We start from the raw sequence: 16,016 nt of genomic DNA, 5'->3' as shown, positions 1-16,016 counted from the left end.
GACATGCTGGCGTAACCGCCTGATCTGTCACAATTCCCCGACGCATTAAGGTTACGCGGTCAGGTTACCGGCCGTCGGCGCTCGTCACGCCCCCCTCGCCCCGATAAATGCTCAGCGTTGCGCGTGGATTGCCACGCCACCCGAAGGAGCCGTTTCCGCGGCCGCAAGCCGCTCCAGAGCTGCGAGGTTGAATTGATAAAATCCGCATCCGTTTTCATCACGGCGATCTTTGTCTGCCTGATCACAACGCCAGGCAATGCCACGCCCCGCTCCGCACATCACCATCGCGGCGCCACAACGCATAATCCGATCGTCTGCGACCTGCGCGGCTGTTCCGACCGCGCCGCCGCCGCGCCGCGGCATCAAGCCGCCGCACACGATGCGTACGCCGCGGTGAGCCCGGTCGATGCCAACGGCAACACGGTTGTCGTCGGCGGCCGGCCCGCCGGCTGCCCTTACGAATTCTGCGGCTGCGAGGCCTCGCGCTACGTGTTCGGCGAGATCCGCCGCGAGCTCAATCTCGCCTCCGCCTGGGCGAAGAAGTTTCCGCGGACCCAGCCGGCCGCCGGCATGGCGGCGGTACGCAATCATCACGTGATGATCCTCATGAGCCACGTCGACGGCAAGGACTGGCGCGGGCACGACGGCAACTCCGGCAATCACCTGACCCGTGAGCACGTCCGTTCGATCGCGGGCTACGTCATCGTCGATCCGCATGGGTCGCGCTCCGCAAGCGCGGACTGAAACCGCGGCACGGCCGGGAAGGCCGCGCCGCGGTCTGAAGATACGTCGTTACGACGCCGCGAACTTCAACACCTTGATGGCGTCGAAGTCCTGCACGCCGCCGCCGACGCGCTTGGTCGTGTAGAACAGCACATACGGCTTCGCCGTATAGGGATCGCGCAGCACCGAGACGCCGGCGCGGTCGACCACCAGGTAGCCGCGGTTGAAGTCGCCGAAGGCGATCGACAGCGAATTGGCGGCGATATCGGGCATGTCCTCGGCCTCGATCACCGGGAAGGTCATCAGCGAGGCCTTGCCGCCCGCCACCGCCGGCGGCTGCCACAGATAATGCCCGGTCGAGTCCTTGAACTTGCGCACGGCGGCCTGCGTCCTGCGGTTCATGACGAAGACGCCGTTCTGCCGGTAGCCAGCCTTCACCGCGTAGACGAGATCGACCAGCTCGTCGGACGGACTGGTCGCGGCGAAGGCGCCGGCCGCGCCCGAGGCAACGTAGCCGATGTTGCCCCAGCTCCACGCGCCGTTGTCGACGGTCGTGTACGACAGGAAGCCCTTCGGCTTGTTGTTGCCGTCGCCGGCGACGAAGGCCGCGCCCTCCTGCTGCGCGAAAACCTGCTCGACCTCCTGCGCGATCCACTGGTCGATGTTGACCGCCGAATCCTCGAGCAAGGTCGCCGTCGCTGCCGGTTGGGCGTAGAGCTCCATCGCCGGATAGACGAGTTCGTCGAGCACGGGCGAGGCCGTCTGCGTGCGCGCGTCGGTTTCGCCGACCCAGCCGACCGCCGGCCCGGTGGTCATGAACGGCTTCTTGTAGATGTTGCTCGAGATCGTGCGCTGCCCGGCGATGTTGCGGATCGGCGAGATCGCCATCAGCCGCTCGCCGATCGTCGCCTCGATCTCCGGCGGCACCAGATAGCCGCCGTCCGGATTGGAGCCGAACGACATCGCCTTGACTTCCAGCGCGCGCAGATTGCCGCTCTCGCCGGTGCGCACATAGGCCTCGAACGCCGCCTTGTGCTCCGGCGCACCGCTCCTGACACGTTCGTTGCCGAGCGCCGGCCGCGCCGCCTTCAGCGTGATCTCGTCGAGCCGCCGCGCCTGGGCGTCGACGGCGTCGCCGATGCGCGCCAACTTCTGCTCAAGCACGACGTCGCCGTCGCGCCTGGCCAGCCGTTCGTCGTTGGTCTCCTTGAACGCCTCGAAGGCGCGCATCATGTCGCCGTGCGTCACCACGGCGTCGTGCGGAATGCCGGCCTTCGTTTCGAGGCCGGTACCGGTGTCGATATCCATTCGGGTTCTCCTTGTGCGATGGATCTTGCAATTTCAGGTCGGCCGCGCCGGCTGTGTCGCATGGCGAAAACAGCAATCCGGCGGCCAGCTCAGAATCCCCCTCCCCAGCCGGCCCGCGAACTGGCAAGCTTGCCGGCAACAAAAAGAACGACATCTCAGGGAGGGGACGATGACACTCAAATGGATGGCGGCAGCTTTTGTGCTGCTCGCCGGTGTGACGACGTCACAGGCAGACGACTATCCGACGCGCTCGGTCACGGTGATCGTGCCGTTCGCGGCCGGCGGCCCGGCGGACATTTCCGGCCGCATCGTGGCGGACATCTTCTCGCGCCATCTCGGCCAGTCCTTCGTGGTCGAGAATGTCGGCGGCGCCGGCGGCACGGTGGGCTCGCTGCGCGCCGCGCGCGCCAGGGCGGACGGCTACACTTTGATCTCCGGTCACATGGGCACGCACGCGGCGGCGCCGATGTTCTATCCGAACCTCGGCTACGATCCGGAGAAGGACTTCGAGCCGGTCGGCGTCATCGCCGTGCAGCCGGAGCTGCTGGCCGTGCGCAAGGACTTCCCGGCGAACAACCTCAAGGAGTTCGCCGCCTACGCCAAGGCGCACGAGAAGACATTGAACATGGGCCACGCCGGCGTCGGCTCGGTCTCCTATCTCGGCTGCCTGTTGCTCAATTCCGCGATCGGCATCCATCCGACCCTGGTGCCTTTCACCGGCACGGCGCCGGTGATGAACGCCATCCTCGCCGGCAACGTCGATTACGACTGCGACCCGATCCTCGGGCCGCTGCCGCACATCCGCGCCGGTACCGTGAAAGCGCTGGCCATCGCAGCCAAGAAGCGCAGCCCGCTGCTGCCGGACGTGCCCACTTCATATGAGCAAGGCATGCCCGAGTTCGACTGCGCGCCGTTCTACGCGGTGTTCGCGCCGAAGGGCACGCCGAAGGCGGTGATCGACAGACTCGCCGCTGCGCTCAACAAGGGGCTCGACGAGCCGGCGGTCAAGAAACGCCTGAACGATCTCGGCGCCGTCATCCCCGAGCCGGACGAGCGCGGCCCGAAGGCGCTCGCCGCGCTGGTGCACAAGGAGATCGCACGGCTGAAGCCGATCGTCGCGGCGGCACGGGCGAAGCAGTGATGTGAGATGGCGCCGTTCCGTCTGAGCGGCGCCAACAAATCGTTATGGCCGAGCACAACACGTCGAAGACGGGCGTGAACGCCCTTATGTCCCGGCCATCTCGATTCATGGGGCGCGGACTGTTGACGTACTACGTCGGCTTGCGGTCGCCGCGCTGAAGCGCGCGAAGGGTTCCCATCGCGTAGGCCGATTGTGGGTACACCTTCGCGTCGGAAAGCTCCTGCAACGTCTGCCGCGAAGCCACCGGCGCCAGGCCCAAAGTAAATTCGGCCGCCATCAACCGTACCTGCCGATTGGGATGGACCAGAAGCGGCACTAGGGCGCTGCGCTGGTCACCGGGTCTCGACTTAAGTTCGTCTGCGACGGCGAGCATCTGATCGACCAGGGAATTATACTTTGTAATATTACCGAACAGCGCGGCGTCGTACTGGCGCGATGTAATCTCTGTAAATTGATTCACCAATTCGACGACGGGCATATCTTTCAGGAGTTGGGGGCTCACGGCTTCGGTACTCCGACAATCTTAAGCGCCTCTAGACCCACCGACCGCTTGACCGCCCAGTTTCTGCCTTCCAGATAGTCTCGAGGCGTTTGCCAGCCGAATTCCGGACTCCGTGTTTGATACCACTGATTGATCTCCCAGTGCTTCATCCTTGGAATGACAACCAGATTGTCGAGACTGTCTATTGCTTCGCGAGGGTACCCCTCATCTTCCGCCTGACCTTGCTCGACGATGTGATGTATATCATATCCCGGCCCCGGCGTCGCCGATTGCAACTCGTCCAATGAGCGTGGCGGATCGCTGTACGACTGCATGCCGGCAGCGTAATAAGCCATCCACGGGTACAGTTTCGCGACTTCGACGGCGGCAATTCCTTGTTCAGCGGCCGTGCGTGCGGTGGCTTTCAACCATCCGACCCGTTCACTGGATGTCTTCGGTCGCTCCTTCGGCACCTCCGGCGGGTCGTTCGTCGGGGCGTCGCCCGCCAGACGCACGCGCCGCTGCGCAACCGGATTGCCGTTGGCGTCCGTCTCCGTCCACTGCCCGCCGTCCGGATTGCCGCGCGGTACGCGCGGTTGGTCGGGGTTGTATTTCAGGGCCCGCATGTGCCGGTGCATGGCAAGCTCGAAGCGCGTTACCGCGGCGAGCCACCTCAGGCGCAGCAAGCCGCCCGTGACCGCGCGCAGCGCCAGCGCGCGTTGCAGCTCGAAATCTTCGGCCAGCATCGCGTCACAGCCCCGCCCGCCAGGCGCGGATGCGCCCCGCCCTGCGCGCCTGCGGCGCCAGGAGGCGCGGACGCCGCCGTGCCGGTGCGTCCGCGGCACCGCCGGCGCCCGCCACCTCCGCCCACGCCCGCTCGGCGCGCGCCCGCGCGGACGAGCGAGGCCGAGGGGACTCCCCTTTCACCGCGGTGACGCGCGCACCCGCGAGCAGCGGGAAGGTGACGATCGAGATTTCCCAGAGATCCACCGCGACAAGGCTGCGCACGCGCGTCTTCGAATCGATGCGCGCACGCGCCGCGCGAAAGCCGATCGACAGGCCGTCGATGGCGCCGGCACGCAGCAGCGACAGCAATTCTCGCGCCCGCGCCACCTCGGGGATGAGGCGGCCGCGCGCATAGAGGCCGTGGCTGTCCTCGCGAAGCTCGAGCCAGATGCCGATGGGCTCAGCCGGATCGTGCTGGAACAGCATCGGCACGCGGCGCGGACCGCGCACGGCAAGCGAGTCGCGGAAGGCGCCTTTGAGCACCATGTCGCGTGCGGCGTCGATTTGGCCGAACAGGCTGGCATAGCCCTCGACGGTGCCGTCGGCGGCGATGCGCGTCTTCGGCGCGAACACGTCGGCAAGCGTAGGATCGGTGAGCGGAGCGAGCATGGCATGTCCTTCACCTCTCCCCGCTTGCGGGGAGAGGTCGACATCCGAGCGAAAGCGAGGATGACGGGTGAGGGGGCGGTGAGGTCCGACGAGGCCCCTCACCCGGCTCGCAGCGAAGCTGCTCGCCACCCTCTCCCCGCGGTGCGGGGAGAGGGAAGAAAGCGTCAGCGCTTGCGCCCGCGCTCTTTCAATTTCGTCTTGAGCGCGCGCGGCGGCGGCGCACTCCGGCGGCGGGCGGCGCGGTCGAGGTGATCGAGGAACTCACGGAACACGTCGAGATGCGTGTCGCGGCGCGATTTGGTCTCGCCGCGCAGCGAGCGCAGCACGGTATGCAGCGTGTCCATCATTTGCCTCCGAACAGGTCGTTGAAGCGCGCCAGCTCGCGCACGAAATCGTCGAAGCGGCGGCTGGCGGCGGCCAATTCGCGCAGCGCGAACCAGGCAAGGCCCGTCGCCGACAGCGCCCACAAGAGCAGCGCCAGATGCGCGAGATCGCCACGCTCGGCGAAGGTGGCGATCACGTCGTTCATGAATTGGAACTCGAATAACGCCGTTAAGCGTTTCTAAAGCGCACCGGAGGAGACTCGCCCCCATGGCTGCGCTCGTCGCCCTCGCCCTGCTGGCGATCGTTCTCGCCGGCTATCATTATGCCGCGGCGCTGGCCGCCCTGCCGCAGGCGGCGCGGCCGGCCGCGCGCAGCGTCGTCAACGCCCTCGCCTGGACCGCGGCGCTGCCGCCCGCCGCGCGCCGGCACTACGTCCTGCACCTGATCTGGGGCAACGCGGCATTCCTGATGCTCGCCGTCGCGCTCACCCGCGACGGCCCGGTCTGGGGCGCGCTCATTGCGCTCGTCCTGACGATCGCCGCCGCGGTGGTCGCGCTGCACCTGTGGCAGAAGACGCGCCGCCTCTCCTCCTGAGCGCTCCATAAAAAATGACGCCCGCCGGCGGCCTCAGCCGCGCAACGGACGTCATCCATCGGACGCCGGGCGCAAAGCCCGGCGCAATAACTGGACTTACTTGCTCATACCGCCGGAGCCGGTCGCCGCGCCCTTGTTGGCGATCGCTTCCGCCATCTGCAGATGCTTGCGCAAGGTCGGGATCGTCTGCTCGGCGAGCGAGGCGAGCGGCCCCTTCGCCTTGGCCTCGCGGTCGTACTTGGCGATGTCCTGCTTGTGGTCGCTGACCATCGCCCGCGCGAAGGCCGTGTCGAAACGCGCGCCGTGCTCCCGGCTCAGCCGCTCGTACAGTGTCTTCTGTTTGGCGTTAGGCTGCTTCGGCGGCGTCACGCCCATCTGCTCCGCCATCTGCACCACCTGCTGCAGATGCTGGCTGTGATCCTGCTCGAGCGTCTGGCCGAATTGCTTGACGTCGTCGGCCGCGCCGTTCTTCTGCGCGAGCTTGCCCATCTCCACTTCGGACCGATCGCCTTCGATCGCCTCGTCGAGGAACTTCTTTTGCGCCCTGGTCGCCTTCGCCGTCTTGGCGCCGGCCATCGCGCCGCCGTTCATGGCGCCGCCGGACGATGACGGGCTCATCTTGGACGGCTGCGACGTGGAATTCGGCGACATCGTGTTCGGCGCCGTCGAGGTCTGCGCCTGCGCGGCGGTGACGCCGAGCACCATGGCCGCGGTCAGACCGACGGCAAGCATCGTTTTCCTGCTCATAGTTCCTCCTGTGTTTGGTATTTGCGAGCCGGGCACACGCGGGGCTCACACCAGAAACGACAGGCGGAACGACTCGTTCCGTCGGCTATTGCGGCGACACGGTATCGCCGCCATCGAGCGCGCCGTAGCCGGTCGCCGCGCGCTTTTCGTTGACAGTGAGGAACGGCGCCTTGCTGACGCGGTCCCACAATGCGGCGCGATCGGGGCTCAAGGCCTCGATCCTGTCGATATCCGGCGCCAGCGTCAGATCCACACCGAAGCTCGGTGAAAGCCACTGCGTCAGCGCGCCGGCGATGCGGTTCGCCAAGGGCAGCACCGTCTGCCGCCAGAACACGCGATTGGCTTCCTGGTAATTGGAATAGGTGTTGTCGCCGGGGATCGCCAGCAGCATCGGCGGCACGCCGAAGGCCAGAGCGATCTCGCGCGCGGCGGCGTGCTTGGCCTCGAGGAAGTCCATGTCCTTCGGCGACAGCGCCATCTGCTTCCAGTCGAGCCCGCCTTCCAGCACCAGAGGCCGCCCTGCATTGGCCGTGCCCTGATATTGCCGCTCCAACTCGCTCTTGAGCCGTTCGAACTGCGGCTCCGACAAAGGCGCGCCGTCGGCGCCGTCATAGACCAGCGCGCCGGACGGCCGCGCCGCGTTGTCGAGCAGCGCCTTGTTCCAGCGCGCCGCGGCATTGTGCAGATCGACGGCGCTCGCCGCCGCCTCGAGCGGCGAGAAGCCGTAATAGTCGTCGAGCGGATTGAACAAAGTGAGCTGCAGGATCGGCGGCTGCGCCGCCGTCTGGTCGAAGCGCACGGTCTGGCCGCACACCGTGTAGTCGTAGGCTTGCGGCCAGCCGTCCGGCCCCGGCACCACCTTCATGCGGTCCGGCCGCAGCGCGTAGAGCTCGCGCACCGACGTCGCCTCGCCGGTCAAGCCGACCGCCTCGATATAGACGTTGCCGGACAGCAGCAGATACGACGCGACGCTCTCGAGGAACGAGGCGCCGTCCTGGCGCGGGTTCGGCCGGCGCACGAGATCGAGCAGCGGATGCGTGTCGTGCTCGATCGCGCCCTCGTAGAGCAGCAAGGTGAGGCCGCCGATACTCTCGGCGATCAGCCGCACCGCGCGATGCACGATGGCATTCTTCGTGTAGCCCTCGCGCGCCAGCGCCGCATAGTCGCGCGGCGTCCAGCGCGCGCGGCCGCCGCCTTCGACCGCGATGACGCGCGCCGTGCGCGACGCCTTGCGCTCGGGGGGAAGGAGTTTTCTCAGAAGATCGAACATGCTCTATCCTCGTGCCCAGGCATCGACCCAGCCTCTCACGTCACCCTGAGGAGCGAGGCGGCGTAGCCGCCGAGCCTCGAAGGGTCTCTGGCTCTCGAATCGCATATTGAGGACTCACAGGTCCTTCGAGGCCGCGCTTTCGCGCGGGCACCTCAGGACGACGGTGAAATGCTAGCGTTGCGCAGCACCTGGGACACGAGACACTCAGAGATACTTCGCGTCGTCGCCTTGAAGCAGATCGCGCAATGCCGGCACGACGGGGAATCCGTAACCGTTCCCTGGCGCATCCCACCACAAATCACCCGACTTATGGTAACTGCTCGAATAGATTTCTGCGCCGATCATGCCGAGGGCAATGATAATCGCTTGCATCGAATCAACTCCATAACCTGCAAGCGAATGGTGCCCTTCCGGCCAGCCAATTTCGTACCGGCATCGCCAGACGCCCGGCTTCTCGCACTCGGGCGCATAAATCCTGATCGGAATATCAATTGTACCGCTGCGACCACGTAGTGTTAGCGTACGCTTTGCTATCTCCATGGGCTCCTCAGAAGTTCAGCGGAGGTATTGGCCTTCCGTTCTGACAGTTCGATAAGCGCAAATACGCTTGTTCATAGCAAGTCCGCATCCGAACGCTTCTGCAAATGAACAGGTCCTGCCTATGCATCATTTCACAATCCAAGGCGATCTGGCGCGGAATCCTGGCCACTGGGCCGACTTACAGACGTTGACGGCCTCGTTCCCGCACCGACTCCATCCGAACCGTTGGTCCAACGCCCTCCCTCCGAAACACCCGCCGGCACCCGCGGCTGTTCCGGACTAAACTTCCGCTCAACCCGCTCGAATTCCGTATAAAGCGGATCACTCTCGCAGCCCGGCTTCCAGTAGCGGCGCTAGTCCGGACGCATCCAGCGCCACAGCTCATAGTCCCGCGCTTCCTGTCTGGTCTGCGCCATCTACAAACTCCTCACCCGCGGCTCCGCTCGCATCCCGAACGTCAGCGCCGTGAGCGCCCAGACCAGCGCGTCCAAACGGTCGGGCGAGCGGCCCGACGACAGCCCATCGAGGCCGAAGTCGCACATCTCGTCCTCCAGCGCCGCGAACGCCCCGGCGTGGCGCACCCGCCCCTGCTCGTACAATTGCGCCACCGGCTCGGCGCGCACGTATTTGCCGCGCGTCGCATGCACCGTCGTCACCGGCACGCTGGCGTCCGCCGCGCGGATCACCGCGCGCACCATGTCGCCGCCGAAATTCGCCTCGGCCACCAGCACGTCGGCCCTGAGCCTGCGCCACAGTGCGATGGCGCGCGTCGCCCACACCTGCGGCGTGAGCCCCGCAGCGCTCTCGTCGGCCAGCACATAGAGCGTGCCGTCCGCCGCCTTGCCGGCGGCGACCAGGCCGCAGGCGTCGGAGCCCGCGCGCGCCGAGCCGGGCGGATCGACCGCCACCACGATGCGCACGAGCGGCGGCGCCGCCGTCACGCGGCACTGCGCCAGCGCCGCGCGCGACCACAGCGCGTCCGAGCGCTGCTCGACGATCTCGCCGTCGATCTCCTGCCGTCCCAATTCCGTGCCGCGATAGCGCGCCAGCACCGTCTCGAGAAACGTCGGCGCCAGGTTGAAGGCATTGGCGCGCGTGCCGGCATGCGTCACCGCCGTGCGCGGATCGCCGATCAGTTGCTTCAGTAAAGGGATCGGCCGCGGCGTGGTCGTGATGACCTGCCGCGGCCGGTCGCCAAGGCGCAGCCCGAATTGCAGCATGTTGAAGGTTGCTTCGGCATGACGCCACTTGGCGAGTTCGTCGAGCCAGGCGGCGGAGAACTGCGGCCCGCGCAGGCCTTCCGGATCCTCCGCCGAGAACAATTGTGCGACCGCGCCGTTCGGCCATTTCAATCGCTTGAGCGCGGGCAACCATTGCGGCCGCTCGTCGTCGCGGTGCACGGCGAGCAGGCCGGAAACGCCCTCGACCATCACGTCGCGCACGTCTTGTTTATTGTCGCCGATGAGGGCGATGCGCGCCTTCGCGTCTTCAAGCGCGACGCTGCGGACCCATTCGGCACCGGCGCGCGTCTTGCCCGCGCCGCGGCCGCCCAGGATCAGCCAGGTGCTCCAGGGCTCGCCGGAATTGGCAAATGCGGGTGCTAGCTGGTGATCCAGGCCGAGAACCGGGAAATCGGCGGCGAACCATTCACGCTCATTGCGCCGGCTCTCCTCCATGATCGCCGCCACGGCCTCCGCCTGCGCCTGCTCCGCTCCGGTGAGCTCTGACAATCCTTTCAATGCGAACCGCAAGCGCTTCGCGGAACTCGTCAATGCTGCGGGGTATGGGCTGGTCGTCGGCTTCATGTCGGGGCGCCGTGATGTCGGACGGCATCAACGCCGTCATTTCGCGCAGGGCACGAAACGTCGCGGCCAGCGCGCGGGCGGCGCTCTCGGTGCCCGCCTCGTCGCTCGGTCCGCACTTGTCCAGAATGCGGTTGACGGTATCGAGGCCGCGCGCGGCCGTGCGATGAAAGTGGGCGGCGAGCGCGACGCGCTCCTCATGCGTGGGCGGCGTCGGCGGCGCCTCGCCATCGATATTGGCGGGCGCGGGCGCGACGATGCTGCCGTCGGCCCGGCGCCTCAGCGCGGTGCGCGGCGTCCAGCCCCATTCGTAGATGCGGCGTTGCACCGTCCAGCGCGACACGCCCATCAAGGCGGCGATGTCCTCCAGCGGAGTCGCGGTCAGCTCGTACAGGCGCTTGCCTTCGGCGATGCGCTCCGGTGCGATCTTGATCGGCACGCCCATGATGTCCCCCCAAACGCAAAACGCGCCGGCTGCGAAGCCGGCGCGTCGGAAATTCGTAAGCCCGCCTCTGCGGCGTCAGCCGAAATAGACGAGATAGACGATGGCGAAAGCGACGATCACCGCGACGACGCCGATGCCCAGCACATAACGGACGCCCTGCCCGGTTTCGCCGGCGCGCGCTTCGGTCGGCGTTTCGACGATGCGATTGTTCTCGACGGTCGGCATGACGAGGCCCCTTCTTCCACGTGCCGCAGATGCGGCGAATGGTCGAAAGGGCAACGCCCGATGCGCCGCCGCTGTTCCGTGAAGCCTATGTTGAAGAGGGCGATCCGTCCGCCGCGTCCTGCCGATCGTCTCCGGCGCAGCTCTAGAGCGTGCCGAATATGTACCTGAGGAGCGTTACGCTGTCAATGCAGTCCTAGGACTTTTTTGGAAGAATTTTTGGACAACAGTCCTGTAGGTGGCCGCCGGCCGAAAAAGACCAGCCGCGTCCGGCGCTTAATGCACGTCGTCGGATTGGCAGGCGTGCGGGCCCTGGTCCCAGATCCAGCCGCAATGGGTGCAGCCGGAGACCGAAAGCGCCGCGACGACGAGGCTCAGAATCAGGAAAGCTGTCCGCATTTCCGTAGCTTAGCGATATAGCGGGCCTCAGGCGAGCGCAAAGCGCGGTTTTGACCGTGCGCAAGCCGCCTGCGGCCGCCATGCGCTAAAAATTTTTTATGGACTCCGCCCTCACCCCCGCACTGCGCCGCCGCCTCGGCCTGCCGCTGCTGTTCCTCTACGGCGTCGGCATCACCGTCGGCGCCGGCATCTATGTGCTGATCGGCGCCGTCGCCGGTCACGCCGGAACGGCCGCGCCGTGGGCCTTCGCGCTCGCCGCGGCGGCGATGGCGCTCACCGTCGGCTCCTATGCCGAACTTTCCACGCGCTTCCCGGTAAGCGCCGGCGAAGCCGCCTACGTGCGCGCCGCGCTCAATTCGCGCCTCGCCTCGACGGCGATCGGCCTTCTCACCATGGTCATCGGCATCGTCGCCTCGGCGACGGTGGCGCTCGGCAGCGCCGGCTATATCGGCCAGTTCGTCGCCTGGCCGACGCCGCTGATCGTCGCCGGCGTGCTGATCGGGCTCGGCCTTGTCGCCGCCTGGGGCATTCTCGAATCGGTGCTGCTCGCCAGCCTGTTCACGCTCATCGAGGTCGGCGGGCTCGTCTACATCATCGCCGCCGGCGTCGCGTCCGGTGTGTCGCTGGCGCCGGTGCTGGCGCCGCCGCCGCTCGAGGCGCACGCCCTCGCCGGCATCGGCTACGCGGCGCTGCTCGCCTTCTTCGCCTTCATCGGTTTCGAGGACCTCGCCAACGTCGTCGAGGAGGCGAAGGTGCCGCATCGCGACATCCCGCGCGCGATGGTGCTGACGTTGATCGTCACCACCGTTCTTTATCTCGCGGTGGCGGCGATCGCCGTCGCCGCCGTGCCGGCGGCCGACCTCGCCCGTTCGCCGGCGCCTTTGGCGCTGGTGTTGCGCACGCTGACCGGCGCCAGCCCGCTGGTGATCAGCGCCATCGCCATCGTCGCCACGCTCAACACCATCCTGGCGCAACTGACGATGGCCGCGCGCGTGATCTACGGCATGGCCCGCCAGGGCGACCTGCCGGCGCTCTTCGGCCACGTGCATCCGAAGACGGCGACGCCGCTCGTCGCCACCGGCTTCATCGTGGCGGCGACGCTCGCGCTGGCGCTGACGGTGCCGTTCGAGCGGCTGGCCGAAGGCACCTCGCTCGCGACGCTCGTCGTCTTCGCGACGGTCAATTTTTCGCTGTTGCGCCTGCGCGCCCGGAAGGCGGCTTCGCCGCACCCGCACGTGCGGGTGCCGCTCTGGGTGCCAGCGGCGGGGCTGGCGACGTGTCTGGCGATGCTCGCCGCGGCGTTGCTGGCGTGAGCGGCACGATCGCACGCGGCTTGAGATCGAAGCCGAGCACGAACACCGTGCGGCCGCGCCCGTCCGCCACGCTCATGCTCCAGTCGCTCAAATCCTGGATGTGCGGGTCACACATTGCGGCTTTGAGTTCGCGCACCTGACTGGTCGCATGCGCGCGGGCATCGCGCAGACCGGAAAGGTCGATGCCGCCGTCGTCGGTGAACTGACGTGACCCGTCGGAGAAGTGGAAAAAGAAACGCGGCACCGGATACCTTCGCTGGCGTGCGATCAATCGGCGTAGCAACGGCACGTGACGGGAGCGTGGCAAAAGCCCGACATTATCGCGCCTCCGTCATCAGGAGCGGCCGAGCGACGCTGTCGTGTCGCACCATCGCGATCTCGATGCGGTCGCCGCTCGCGATCTCCACCGATTGGAGACCAGCCCGGTTTCCGGAACGTAAACTTCGCCGACGCAATCGCCGGCTTCGATAAAGGACATACTCCTCCGCAAATTGCGCCGATCGCAGGTACCGCGGCACCACGCCGATAATTTTGGGCCTGCCGCGACCCGGCTATTTGGCCGGTTCGTTCGCGTCGAACCGCGCCCGCGCCGCTTCCATCGCCGTGCGGTTGGCGCGCGCCCAGGCGCTCAAGCCGTTGACGGGCTCGAGCAGCGAGCGGCCGAGCCGCGTCAGTTCGTAGTCGACGCGCGGCGGCACGGTCGGGAACACGGTGCGCGTGACGAGGCCGTCCCGTTCCAGCGCCCGCAAGGTCAGCGTCAGCATGCGCTGCGAGATCGAGCCGAGCGCCTTGCGCAATTCGTTGAAGCGCTTCGGCCCGCCGCCCAGGGCCGACACCACCAGCACGGTCCACTTGTCGCCGACCCGGGAGAGCACTGCGCTGATGGCGCGGCAGTCGCCGGGCTCATGCAGGTTACCCGGTAACAGACTTGTGCCTTCTTGCGTCTTTGGCATGGTCATTTATGTAGCCTTGGTATCAAAGCGTAACTCCTTACCACGGACAGATAGAGGCAGCCATGGCCAAACTCAAGCTCGGCGTGATCGTCGGTTCCAATCGCCGCGACTCCATCAATCGCAAGCTGGCGGAGGCGCTGGTGAAGCTCGGTGGCGGCGCCGTCGACGCCAACTTCATCCAGATCGACGACCTGCCGATGTACAACCAGGACAACGAGCAGCCGGTGCCGTCGGCCGTCGCGCGCTTCAAGAGCGAGGTCGAGGGCTCGGACGCGCTGCTGTTCGTCACCCCGGAGCACAGCCGCTCGATCCCGGCGGTGTTGAAGAACGCCATCGACTGGGGCGCGCGGCCGTGGGGCAAGACGTCGTGGCCGAACAAGCCGGCGGCGGTGATCGGCACGTCCGGCGGCGTCATCTCGACCGCGGTCGCGCAGCAGCATCTCAAAGCCGTGCTCGGCACTCAGGGCCTGCATGTGCTCGGCGGCGAGGCCTACATCCAGTTCAAGCCGGAGATGATCGACGGCGAAGCGAGCGTGCCGGACGAGACGGTGCGCGGCTTCCTCAAAGCCTTTGTCGATCGCTTCATCGACTTCGCCGGCCGGCTCGCGCCCGCGCGCAAGCAGGCGGCGGCGTAATTACCCTCCCCCTGGAGGGGGAGGATAAGCGTGGGCGCTGATGCGATAATCTGATCAAGAAAGGTGACTCCCCATGTCCATCCGACCCGTCAAACGCGTCGTGCAGTCGAAGCCGACCATCGAGGGCGCCGGCGTCAGATTGCGCCGCGCCTTCGGCTTCGGCGAGACCGGCGAAACCGATCCGTTCCTGCTGCTCGACGACTTCCGCAACGACCGGCCGAGCGACTATCTCGCCGGTTTCCCGTGGCATCCGCATCGCGGCATTGAGACGATAACCTATACGCTGGCCGGAACGGTCGAACACGGCGATTCGCTCGGCAATCGCGGCACTTTGCGCGCCGGCGACGTGCAGTGGATGACCGCCGGCCGCGGCATCATGCATCAGGAGATGCCGCAGGGCGACGCGCAGGGCCGCATGCACGGATTCCAATTGTGGGCCAACTTGCCCTCGTCGCTGAAGATGACGGCGCCGCGCTATCAGGACGTCGAGGCCGCCGCCATTCCGGAGGTCGTCGACGACGACGGCACGCGCGTGCGCGTCGTCTGCGGTGAGTTCTGGGGCAAAAAGGGTCCGGTCGACGGCGTTGCCGCCGATCCGCGCTATCTCGACGTCTTTGTGCCGGCCGGCAAGCGCAAGTCGCTGAAGGTCGAAGTGGAGCGGCATGCCTTCGCCTACGTGTTCGAAGGCGACGGCGCCTTCGCCTACGCCTCGAAGCCGATCGGCGTGCTGACCGAGAAGCAGGTGGACGGCGAGGAAATCCTCTTCCGCGAACCGGTCGGAGACCGCTCGCTCGTCTTGTTCGACCGCGGCGACGAGGTCACAGTACAGGCCGGCGAGCGCGGCATCCGCTTCCTTTTGGTTTCCGGCAAGCCGATCAGGGAGCCGGTCGCGTGGCACGGACCGATCGTGATGAACACACAGGCCGAGCTGCAGCAGGCCGTCACCGAGCTGCGCAACGGGACGTTCATCAAATAACAGAAGGTGGCCGCGCAGCCGCTTCGGACAGCGCGGCAGTCGTCGGTGCGGTGTCCTTCTCGAGCCGTCCGTCGCGCAACCGGAAAATGTGGTCGAAACGGTCGAGGATCATTTCGTCATGCGTGACAACGATGATCGCGGCCTGCTGGTCGACGGCGATCCTGCGCAGAAGATCCATCACGATTCGCGCCCTTACCGAATCCAGCGGCGCCGTCGGCTCGTCGGCCAGGATGATGCGCGGCTTGTTGGCGAGCGCGCGCGCGATCGCCACCCGCTGCGCTTCGCCGCCGGAAAGCTGGCGCGGCATCGCGTGCTTGCGGTGGCCGACTTCCAGATATTCGAGCAACTCCACCGCCCGCTTGCGCGACGTGGCGGACGAATAGCCGGCAAGGTCGAGCACGACCGCGACGTTGTCGGTGCCGTCGAGAAACGGCAGCAGGTTCGGGTACTGGAAGATGAAGCCGATCTTGTCGAGCCTGAGCCGCCGCAAGTCGGCCTTGAGCCAGCGGTCCTCGTAGACCAGCTCGCCGTCGAGCGTGACGCGGCCGCTGCTCGGCTCCAGGATGCAGGCGATGCAGTGCAGCAGCGTCGTCTTGCCCGAGCCGCTCGGACCCATCAGCCCGACCACCTGACCCGGAAAGACGTCCATATCGATGTCGCCCAGCGCGTCGACGCGCGCCGCGCCCTCGCCGAAGTGCTTGGACAAGTGCTCGACGCGCACGACCGGTTGTGATGTCACCTCGGCCAT

The 16,016-nt window shown here is 66.8% G+C and carries 21 protein-coding genes and 1 pseudogene; 6 read left to right on the top strand and 16 right to left on the bottom strand.

Going from position 1 to position 16,016, the window contains the following annotated elements; translation table 11 throughout:
* The first annotated feature begins 192 nt into the window (after positions 1–192).
* On the top strand, positions 193–744 hold the full coding sequence (locus VGV41_RS12195; RefSeq protein WP_326864105.1) for a hypothetical protein: 552 nt from the start codon (positions 193–195) through the stop codon (positions 742–744).
* Between the two features lie 48 nt (positions 745–792).
* Here VGV41_RS12195 and VGV41_RS12190 read toward each other — a convergent pair whose 3' ends face one another.
* Positions 793–2,031 carry a phage major capsid protein gene (locus VGV41_RS12190; protein WP_326864104.1) on the bottom strand — a complete coding sequence of 413 codons (1,239 nt, stop codon included), beginning with the start codon at positions 2,029–2,031 and terminating at the stop codon, positions 793–795.
* A 169-nt stretch (positions 2,032–2,200) separates the two neighbouring features.
* Between VGV41_RS12190 and VGV41_RS12185 the strand changes: the two genes are divergently transcribed.
* The gene (locus VGV41_RS12185) at positions 2,201–3,172 is read left to right on the top strand and encodes a Bug family tripartite tricarboxylate transporter substrate binding protein (RefSeq protein ID WP_326864103.1); all 972 of its coding nucleotides are present in this window, start codon (positions 2,201–2,203) and stop codon (positions 3,170–3,172) included.
* Positions 3,173–3,302: 130 nt separating this feature from the next.
* Here VGV41_RS12185 and VGV41_RS12180 read toward each other — a convergent pair whose 3' ends face one another.
* The 5 genes from VGV41_RS12180 to VGV41_RS12160 all read right to left on the bottom strand — a co-directional run bounded on the left by VGV41_RS12180 (position 3,303) and on the right by VGV41_RS12160 (position 5,577).
* Complete coding sequence (locus VGV41_RS12180) at positions 3,303–3,674, bottom strand: DUF2019 domain-containing protein (RefSeq protein WP_326864102.1); 372 nt, start codon at positions 3,672–3,674, stop codon at positions 3,303–3,305.
* The gene (locus VGV41_RS12175; RefSeq protein ID WP_326864101.1) at positions 3,671–4,399 is read right to left on the bottom strand and encodes a hypothetical protein; all 729 of its coding nucleotides are present in this window, start codon (positions 4,397–4,399) and stop codon (positions 3,671–3,673) included. The genes VGV41_RS12180 and VGV41_RS12175 overlap by 4 nt, the downstream gene beginning before the upstream one ends.
* A 4-nt stretch (positions 4,400–4,403) precedes the next feature.
* Positions 4,404–5,048 carry an HK97 family phage prohead protease gene (locus tag VGV41_RS12170; protein ID WP_326864100.1) on the bottom strand — a complete coding sequence of 215 codons (645 nt, stop codon included), beginning with the start codon at positions 5,046–5,048 and terminating at the stop codon, positions 4,404–4,406.
* Between the two features lie 164 nt (positions 5,049–5,212).
* Positions 5,213–5,392, bottom strand: coding sequence for a hypothetical protein (locus VGV41_RS12165; RefSeq protein ID WP_326864099.1), 180 nt, complete (start codon positions 5,390–5,392; stop codon positions 5,213–5,215).
* Positions 5,392–5,577 carry a hypothetical protein gene (locus VGV41_RS12160; protein WP_326864098.1) on the bottom strand — a complete coding sequence of 62 codons (186 nt, stop codon included), beginning with the start codon at positions 5,575–5,577 and terminating at the stop codon, positions 5,392–5,394. Before VGV41_RS12160 ends, VGV41_RS12165 begins: the two co-directional genes overlap by 1 nt.
* A gap of 62 nt (positions 5,578–5,639) precedes the next feature.
* On the opposite strand from VGV41_RS12160, the gene VGV41_RS12155 reads away from it, so the two are divergent.
* Entirely contained in the window at positions 5,640–5,966 is a 327-nt protein-coding gene (locus VGV41_RS12155) for a hypothetical protein (RefSeq protein ID WP_326864097.1), read from the top strand.
* Positions 5,967–6,062: 96 nt separating this feature from the next.
* On the opposite strand, the gene VGV41_RS12150 is transcribed toward VGV41_RS12155, so the two are convergent.
* From VGV41_RS12150 to VGV41_RS12120, 7 genes are all read right to left on the bottom strand, one after another.
* Positions 6,063–6,713 carry a DUF4142 domain-containing protein gene (locus VGV41_RS12150; protein ID WP_326864096.1) on the bottom strand — a complete coding sequence of 217 codons (651 nt, stop codon included), beginning with the start codon at positions 6,711–6,713 and terminating at the stop codon, positions 6,063–6,065.
* A gap of 85 nt (positions 6,714–6,798) precedes the next feature.
* Positions 6,799–7,983, bottom strand: a complete 1,185-nt coding sequence (locus VGV41_RS12145) for a phage portal protein (RefSeq protein WP_326864095.1) — start codon at positions 7,981–7,983, stop codon at positions 6,799–6,801.
* A 204-nt stretch (positions 7,984–8,187) separates the two neighbouring features.
* Complete coding sequence (locus VGV41_RS12140) at positions 8,188–8,523, bottom strand: DUF6968 family protein (RefSeq protein WP_326864094.1); 336 nt, start codon at positions 8,521–8,523, stop codon at positions 8,188–8,190.
* 416 nt (positions 8,524–8,939) lie between these two features.
* Positions 8,940–10,199 carry a DNA-packaging protein gene (locus tag VGV41_RS12135; protein WP_414705095.1) on the bottom strand — a complete coding sequence of 420 codons (1,260 nt, stop codon included), beginning with the start codon at positions 10,197–10,199 and terminating at the stop codon, positions 8,940–8,942.
* Entirely contained in the window at positions 10,177–10,770 is a 594-nt protein-coding gene (locus VGV41_RS12130; RefSeq protein ID WP_326864092.1) for a hypothetical protein, read from the bottom strand. The genes VGV41_RS12135 and VGV41_RS12130 overlap by 23 nt, the downstream gene beginning before the upstream one ends.
* A gap of 75 nt (positions 10,771–10,845) precedes the next feature.
* Complete coding sequence (locus VGV41_RS12125; protein ID WP_326864091.1) at positions 10,846–10,995, bottom strand: hypothetical protein; 150 nt, start codon at positions 10,993–10,995, stop codon at positions 10,846–10,848.
* Between the two features lie 273 nt (positions 10,996–11,268).
* Positions 11,269–11,391 (bottom strand): peptidylprolyl isomerase, encoded by a 123-nt coding sequence (locus VGV41_RS12120; protein ID WP_326864090.1) that lies wholly within the window; start codon positions 11,389–11,391, stop codon positions 11,269–11,271.
* A gap of 98 nt (positions 11,392–11,489) precedes the next feature.
* Here VGV41_RS12120 and VGV41_RS12115 point away from each other — a divergent pair, with 98 nt between their 5' ends.
* Complete coding sequence (locus VGV41_RS12115; RefSeq protein WP_326864089.1) at positions 11,490–12,704, top strand: APC family permease; 1,215 nt, start codon at positions 11,490–11,492, stop codon at positions 12,702–12,704.
* Between the two features lie 46 nt (positions 12,705–12,750).
* On the opposite strand, the pseudogene VGV41_RS23015 reads toward VGV41_RS12115, so the two are convergent.
* Both VGV41_RS23015 and VGV41_RS12110 read right to left on the bottom strand, forming a co-directional pair.
* A pseudogene (locus tag VGV41_RS23015) lies at positions 12,751–12,948 on the bottom strand (DUF6894 family protein); the annotation flags it as partial.
* A gap of 307 nt (positions 12,949–13,255) precedes the next feature.
* Positions 13,256–13,663 carry a winged helix-turn-helix transcriptional regulator gene (locus tag VGV41_RS12110; protein ID WP_414705091.1) on the bottom strand — a complete coding sequence of 136 codons (408 nt, stop codon included), beginning with the start codon at positions 13,661–13,663 and terminating at the stop codon, positions 13,256–13,258.
* Positions 13,664–13,719: 56 nt separating this feature from the next.
* On the opposite strand from VGV41_RS12110, the gene VGV41_RS12105 reads away from it, so the two are divergent.
* Together VGV41_RS12105 and VGV41_RS12100 are read left to right on the top strand one after the other, a co-directional pair.
* Positions 13,720–14,292, top strand: a complete 573-nt coding sequence (locus VGV41_RS12105; RefSeq protein ID WP_326864088.1) for an NADPH-dependent FMN reductase — start codon at positions 13,720–13,722, stop codon at positions 14,290–14,292.
* A 73-nt stretch (positions 14,293–14,365) separates the two neighbouring features.
* Positions 14,366–15,268, top strand: a complete 903-nt coding sequence (locus VGV41_RS12100) for a pirin family protein (RefSeq protein ID WP_326864087.1) — start codon at positions 14,366–14,368, stop codon at positions 15,266–15,268.
* On the opposite strand, the gene VGV41_RS12095 is transcribed toward VGV41_RS12100, so the two are convergent.
* A complete protein-coding gene (locus VGV41_RS12095) occupies positions 15,261–16,016 on the bottom strand; it encodes an ABC transporter ATP-binding protein (protein WP_326864086.1) in 756 nt (251 codons plus the stop codon). The two genes, VGV41_RS12100 and VGV41_RS12095, sit on opposite strands and share 8 nt — an antisense overlap.

The sequence above is a fragment of the Pseudolabrys sp. genome (assembly GCF_035943735.1).
Classification (GTDB): domain Bacteria; phylum Pseudomonadota; class Alphaproteobacteria; order Rhizobiales; family Xanthobacteraceae; genus Pseudolabrys.
The sequence above is the reverse complement of the archived record's forward strand: the minus strand, read 5'-3'. Positions and strand labels throughout refer to the sequence as shown.

Bases quoted from the DNA above. Each gene is read 5' to 3' on its own strand.
- VGV41_RS12190 (WP_326864104.1), bottom strand. From the start codon at position 2,031: ATGGATATCGACACCGGTACCGGCCTCGAAACGAAGGCCGGCATTCCG.
- VGV41_RS12185 (WP_326864103.1), top strand. From the start codon at position 2,201: ATGACACTCAAATGGATGGCGGCAGCTTTTGTGCTGCTCGCCGGTGTG.
- VGV41_RS12175 (WP_326864101.1), bottom strand. From the start codon at position 4,399: ATGCTGGCCGAAGATTTCGAGCTGCAACGCGCGCTGGCGCTGCGCGCG.
- VGV41_RS12170 (WP_326864100.1), bottom strand. From the start codon at position 5,048: ATGCTCGCTCCGCTCACCGATCCTACGCTTGCCGACGTGTTCGCGCCG.
- VGV41_RS12165 (WP_326864099.1), bottom strand. From the start codon at position 5,392: ATGGACACGCTGCATACCGTGCTGCGCTCGCTGCGCGGCGAGACCAAA.
- VGV41_RS12160 (WP_326864098.1), bottom strand. From the start codon at position 5,577: ATGAACGACGTGATCGCCACCTTCGCCGAGCGTGGCGATCTCGCGCAT.
- VGV41_RS12155 (WP_326864097.1), top strand. From the start codon at position 5,640: ATGGCTGCGCTCGTCGCCCTCGCCCTGCTGGCGATCGTTCTCGCCGGC.
- VGV41_RS12150 (WP_326864096.1), bottom strand. From the start codon at position 6,713: ATGAGCAGGAAAACGATGCTTGCCGTCGGTCTGACCGCGGCCATGGTG.
- VGV41_RS12145 (WP_326864095.1), bottom strand. From the start codon at position 7,983: ATGTTCGATCTTCTGAGAAAACTCCTTCCCCCCGAGCGCAAGGCGTCG.
- VGV41_RS12140 (WP_326864094.1), bottom strand. From the start codon at position 8,523: ATGGAGATAGCAAAGCGTACGCTAACACTACGTGGTCGCAGCGGTACA.
- VGV41_RS12135 (WP_414705095.1), bottom strand. From the start codon at position 10,199: ATGGAGGAGAGCCGGCGCAATGAGCGTGAATGGTTCGCCGCCGATTTC.
- VGV41_RS12130 (WP_326864092.1), bottom strand. From the start codon at position 10,770: ATGGGCGTGCCGATCAAGATCGCACCGGAGCGCATCGCCGAAGGCAAG.
- VGV41_RS12125 (WP_326864091.1), bottom strand. From the start codon at position 10,995: ATGCCGACCGTCGAGAACAATCGCATCGTCGAAACGCCGACCGAAGCG.
- VGV41_RS12120 (WP_326864090.1), bottom strand. From the start codon at position 11,391: ATGCGGACAGCTTTCCTGATTCTGAGCCTCGTCGTCGCGGCGCTTTCG.
- VGV41_RS12115 (WP_326864089.1), top strand. From the start codon at position 11,490: ATGGACTCCGCCCTCACCCCCGCACTGCGCCGCCGCCTCGGCCTGCCG.
- VGV41_RS12110 (WP_414705091.1), bottom strand. From the start codon at position 13,663: ATGACCATGCCAAAGACGCAAGAAGGCACAAGTCTGTTACCGGGTAAC.
- VGV41_RS12105 (WP_326864088.1), top strand. From the start codon at position 13,720: ATGGCCAAACTCAAGCTCGGCGTGATCGTCGGTTCCAATCGCCGCGAC.
- VGV41_RS12100 (WP_326864087.1), top strand. From the start codon at position 14,366: ATGTCCATCCGACCCGTCAAACGCGTCGTGCAGTCGAAGCCGACCATC.
- VGV41_RS12095 (WP_326864086.1), bottom strand. From the start codon at position 16,016: ATGGCCGAGGTGACATCACAACCGGTCGTGCGCGTCGAGCACTTGTCC.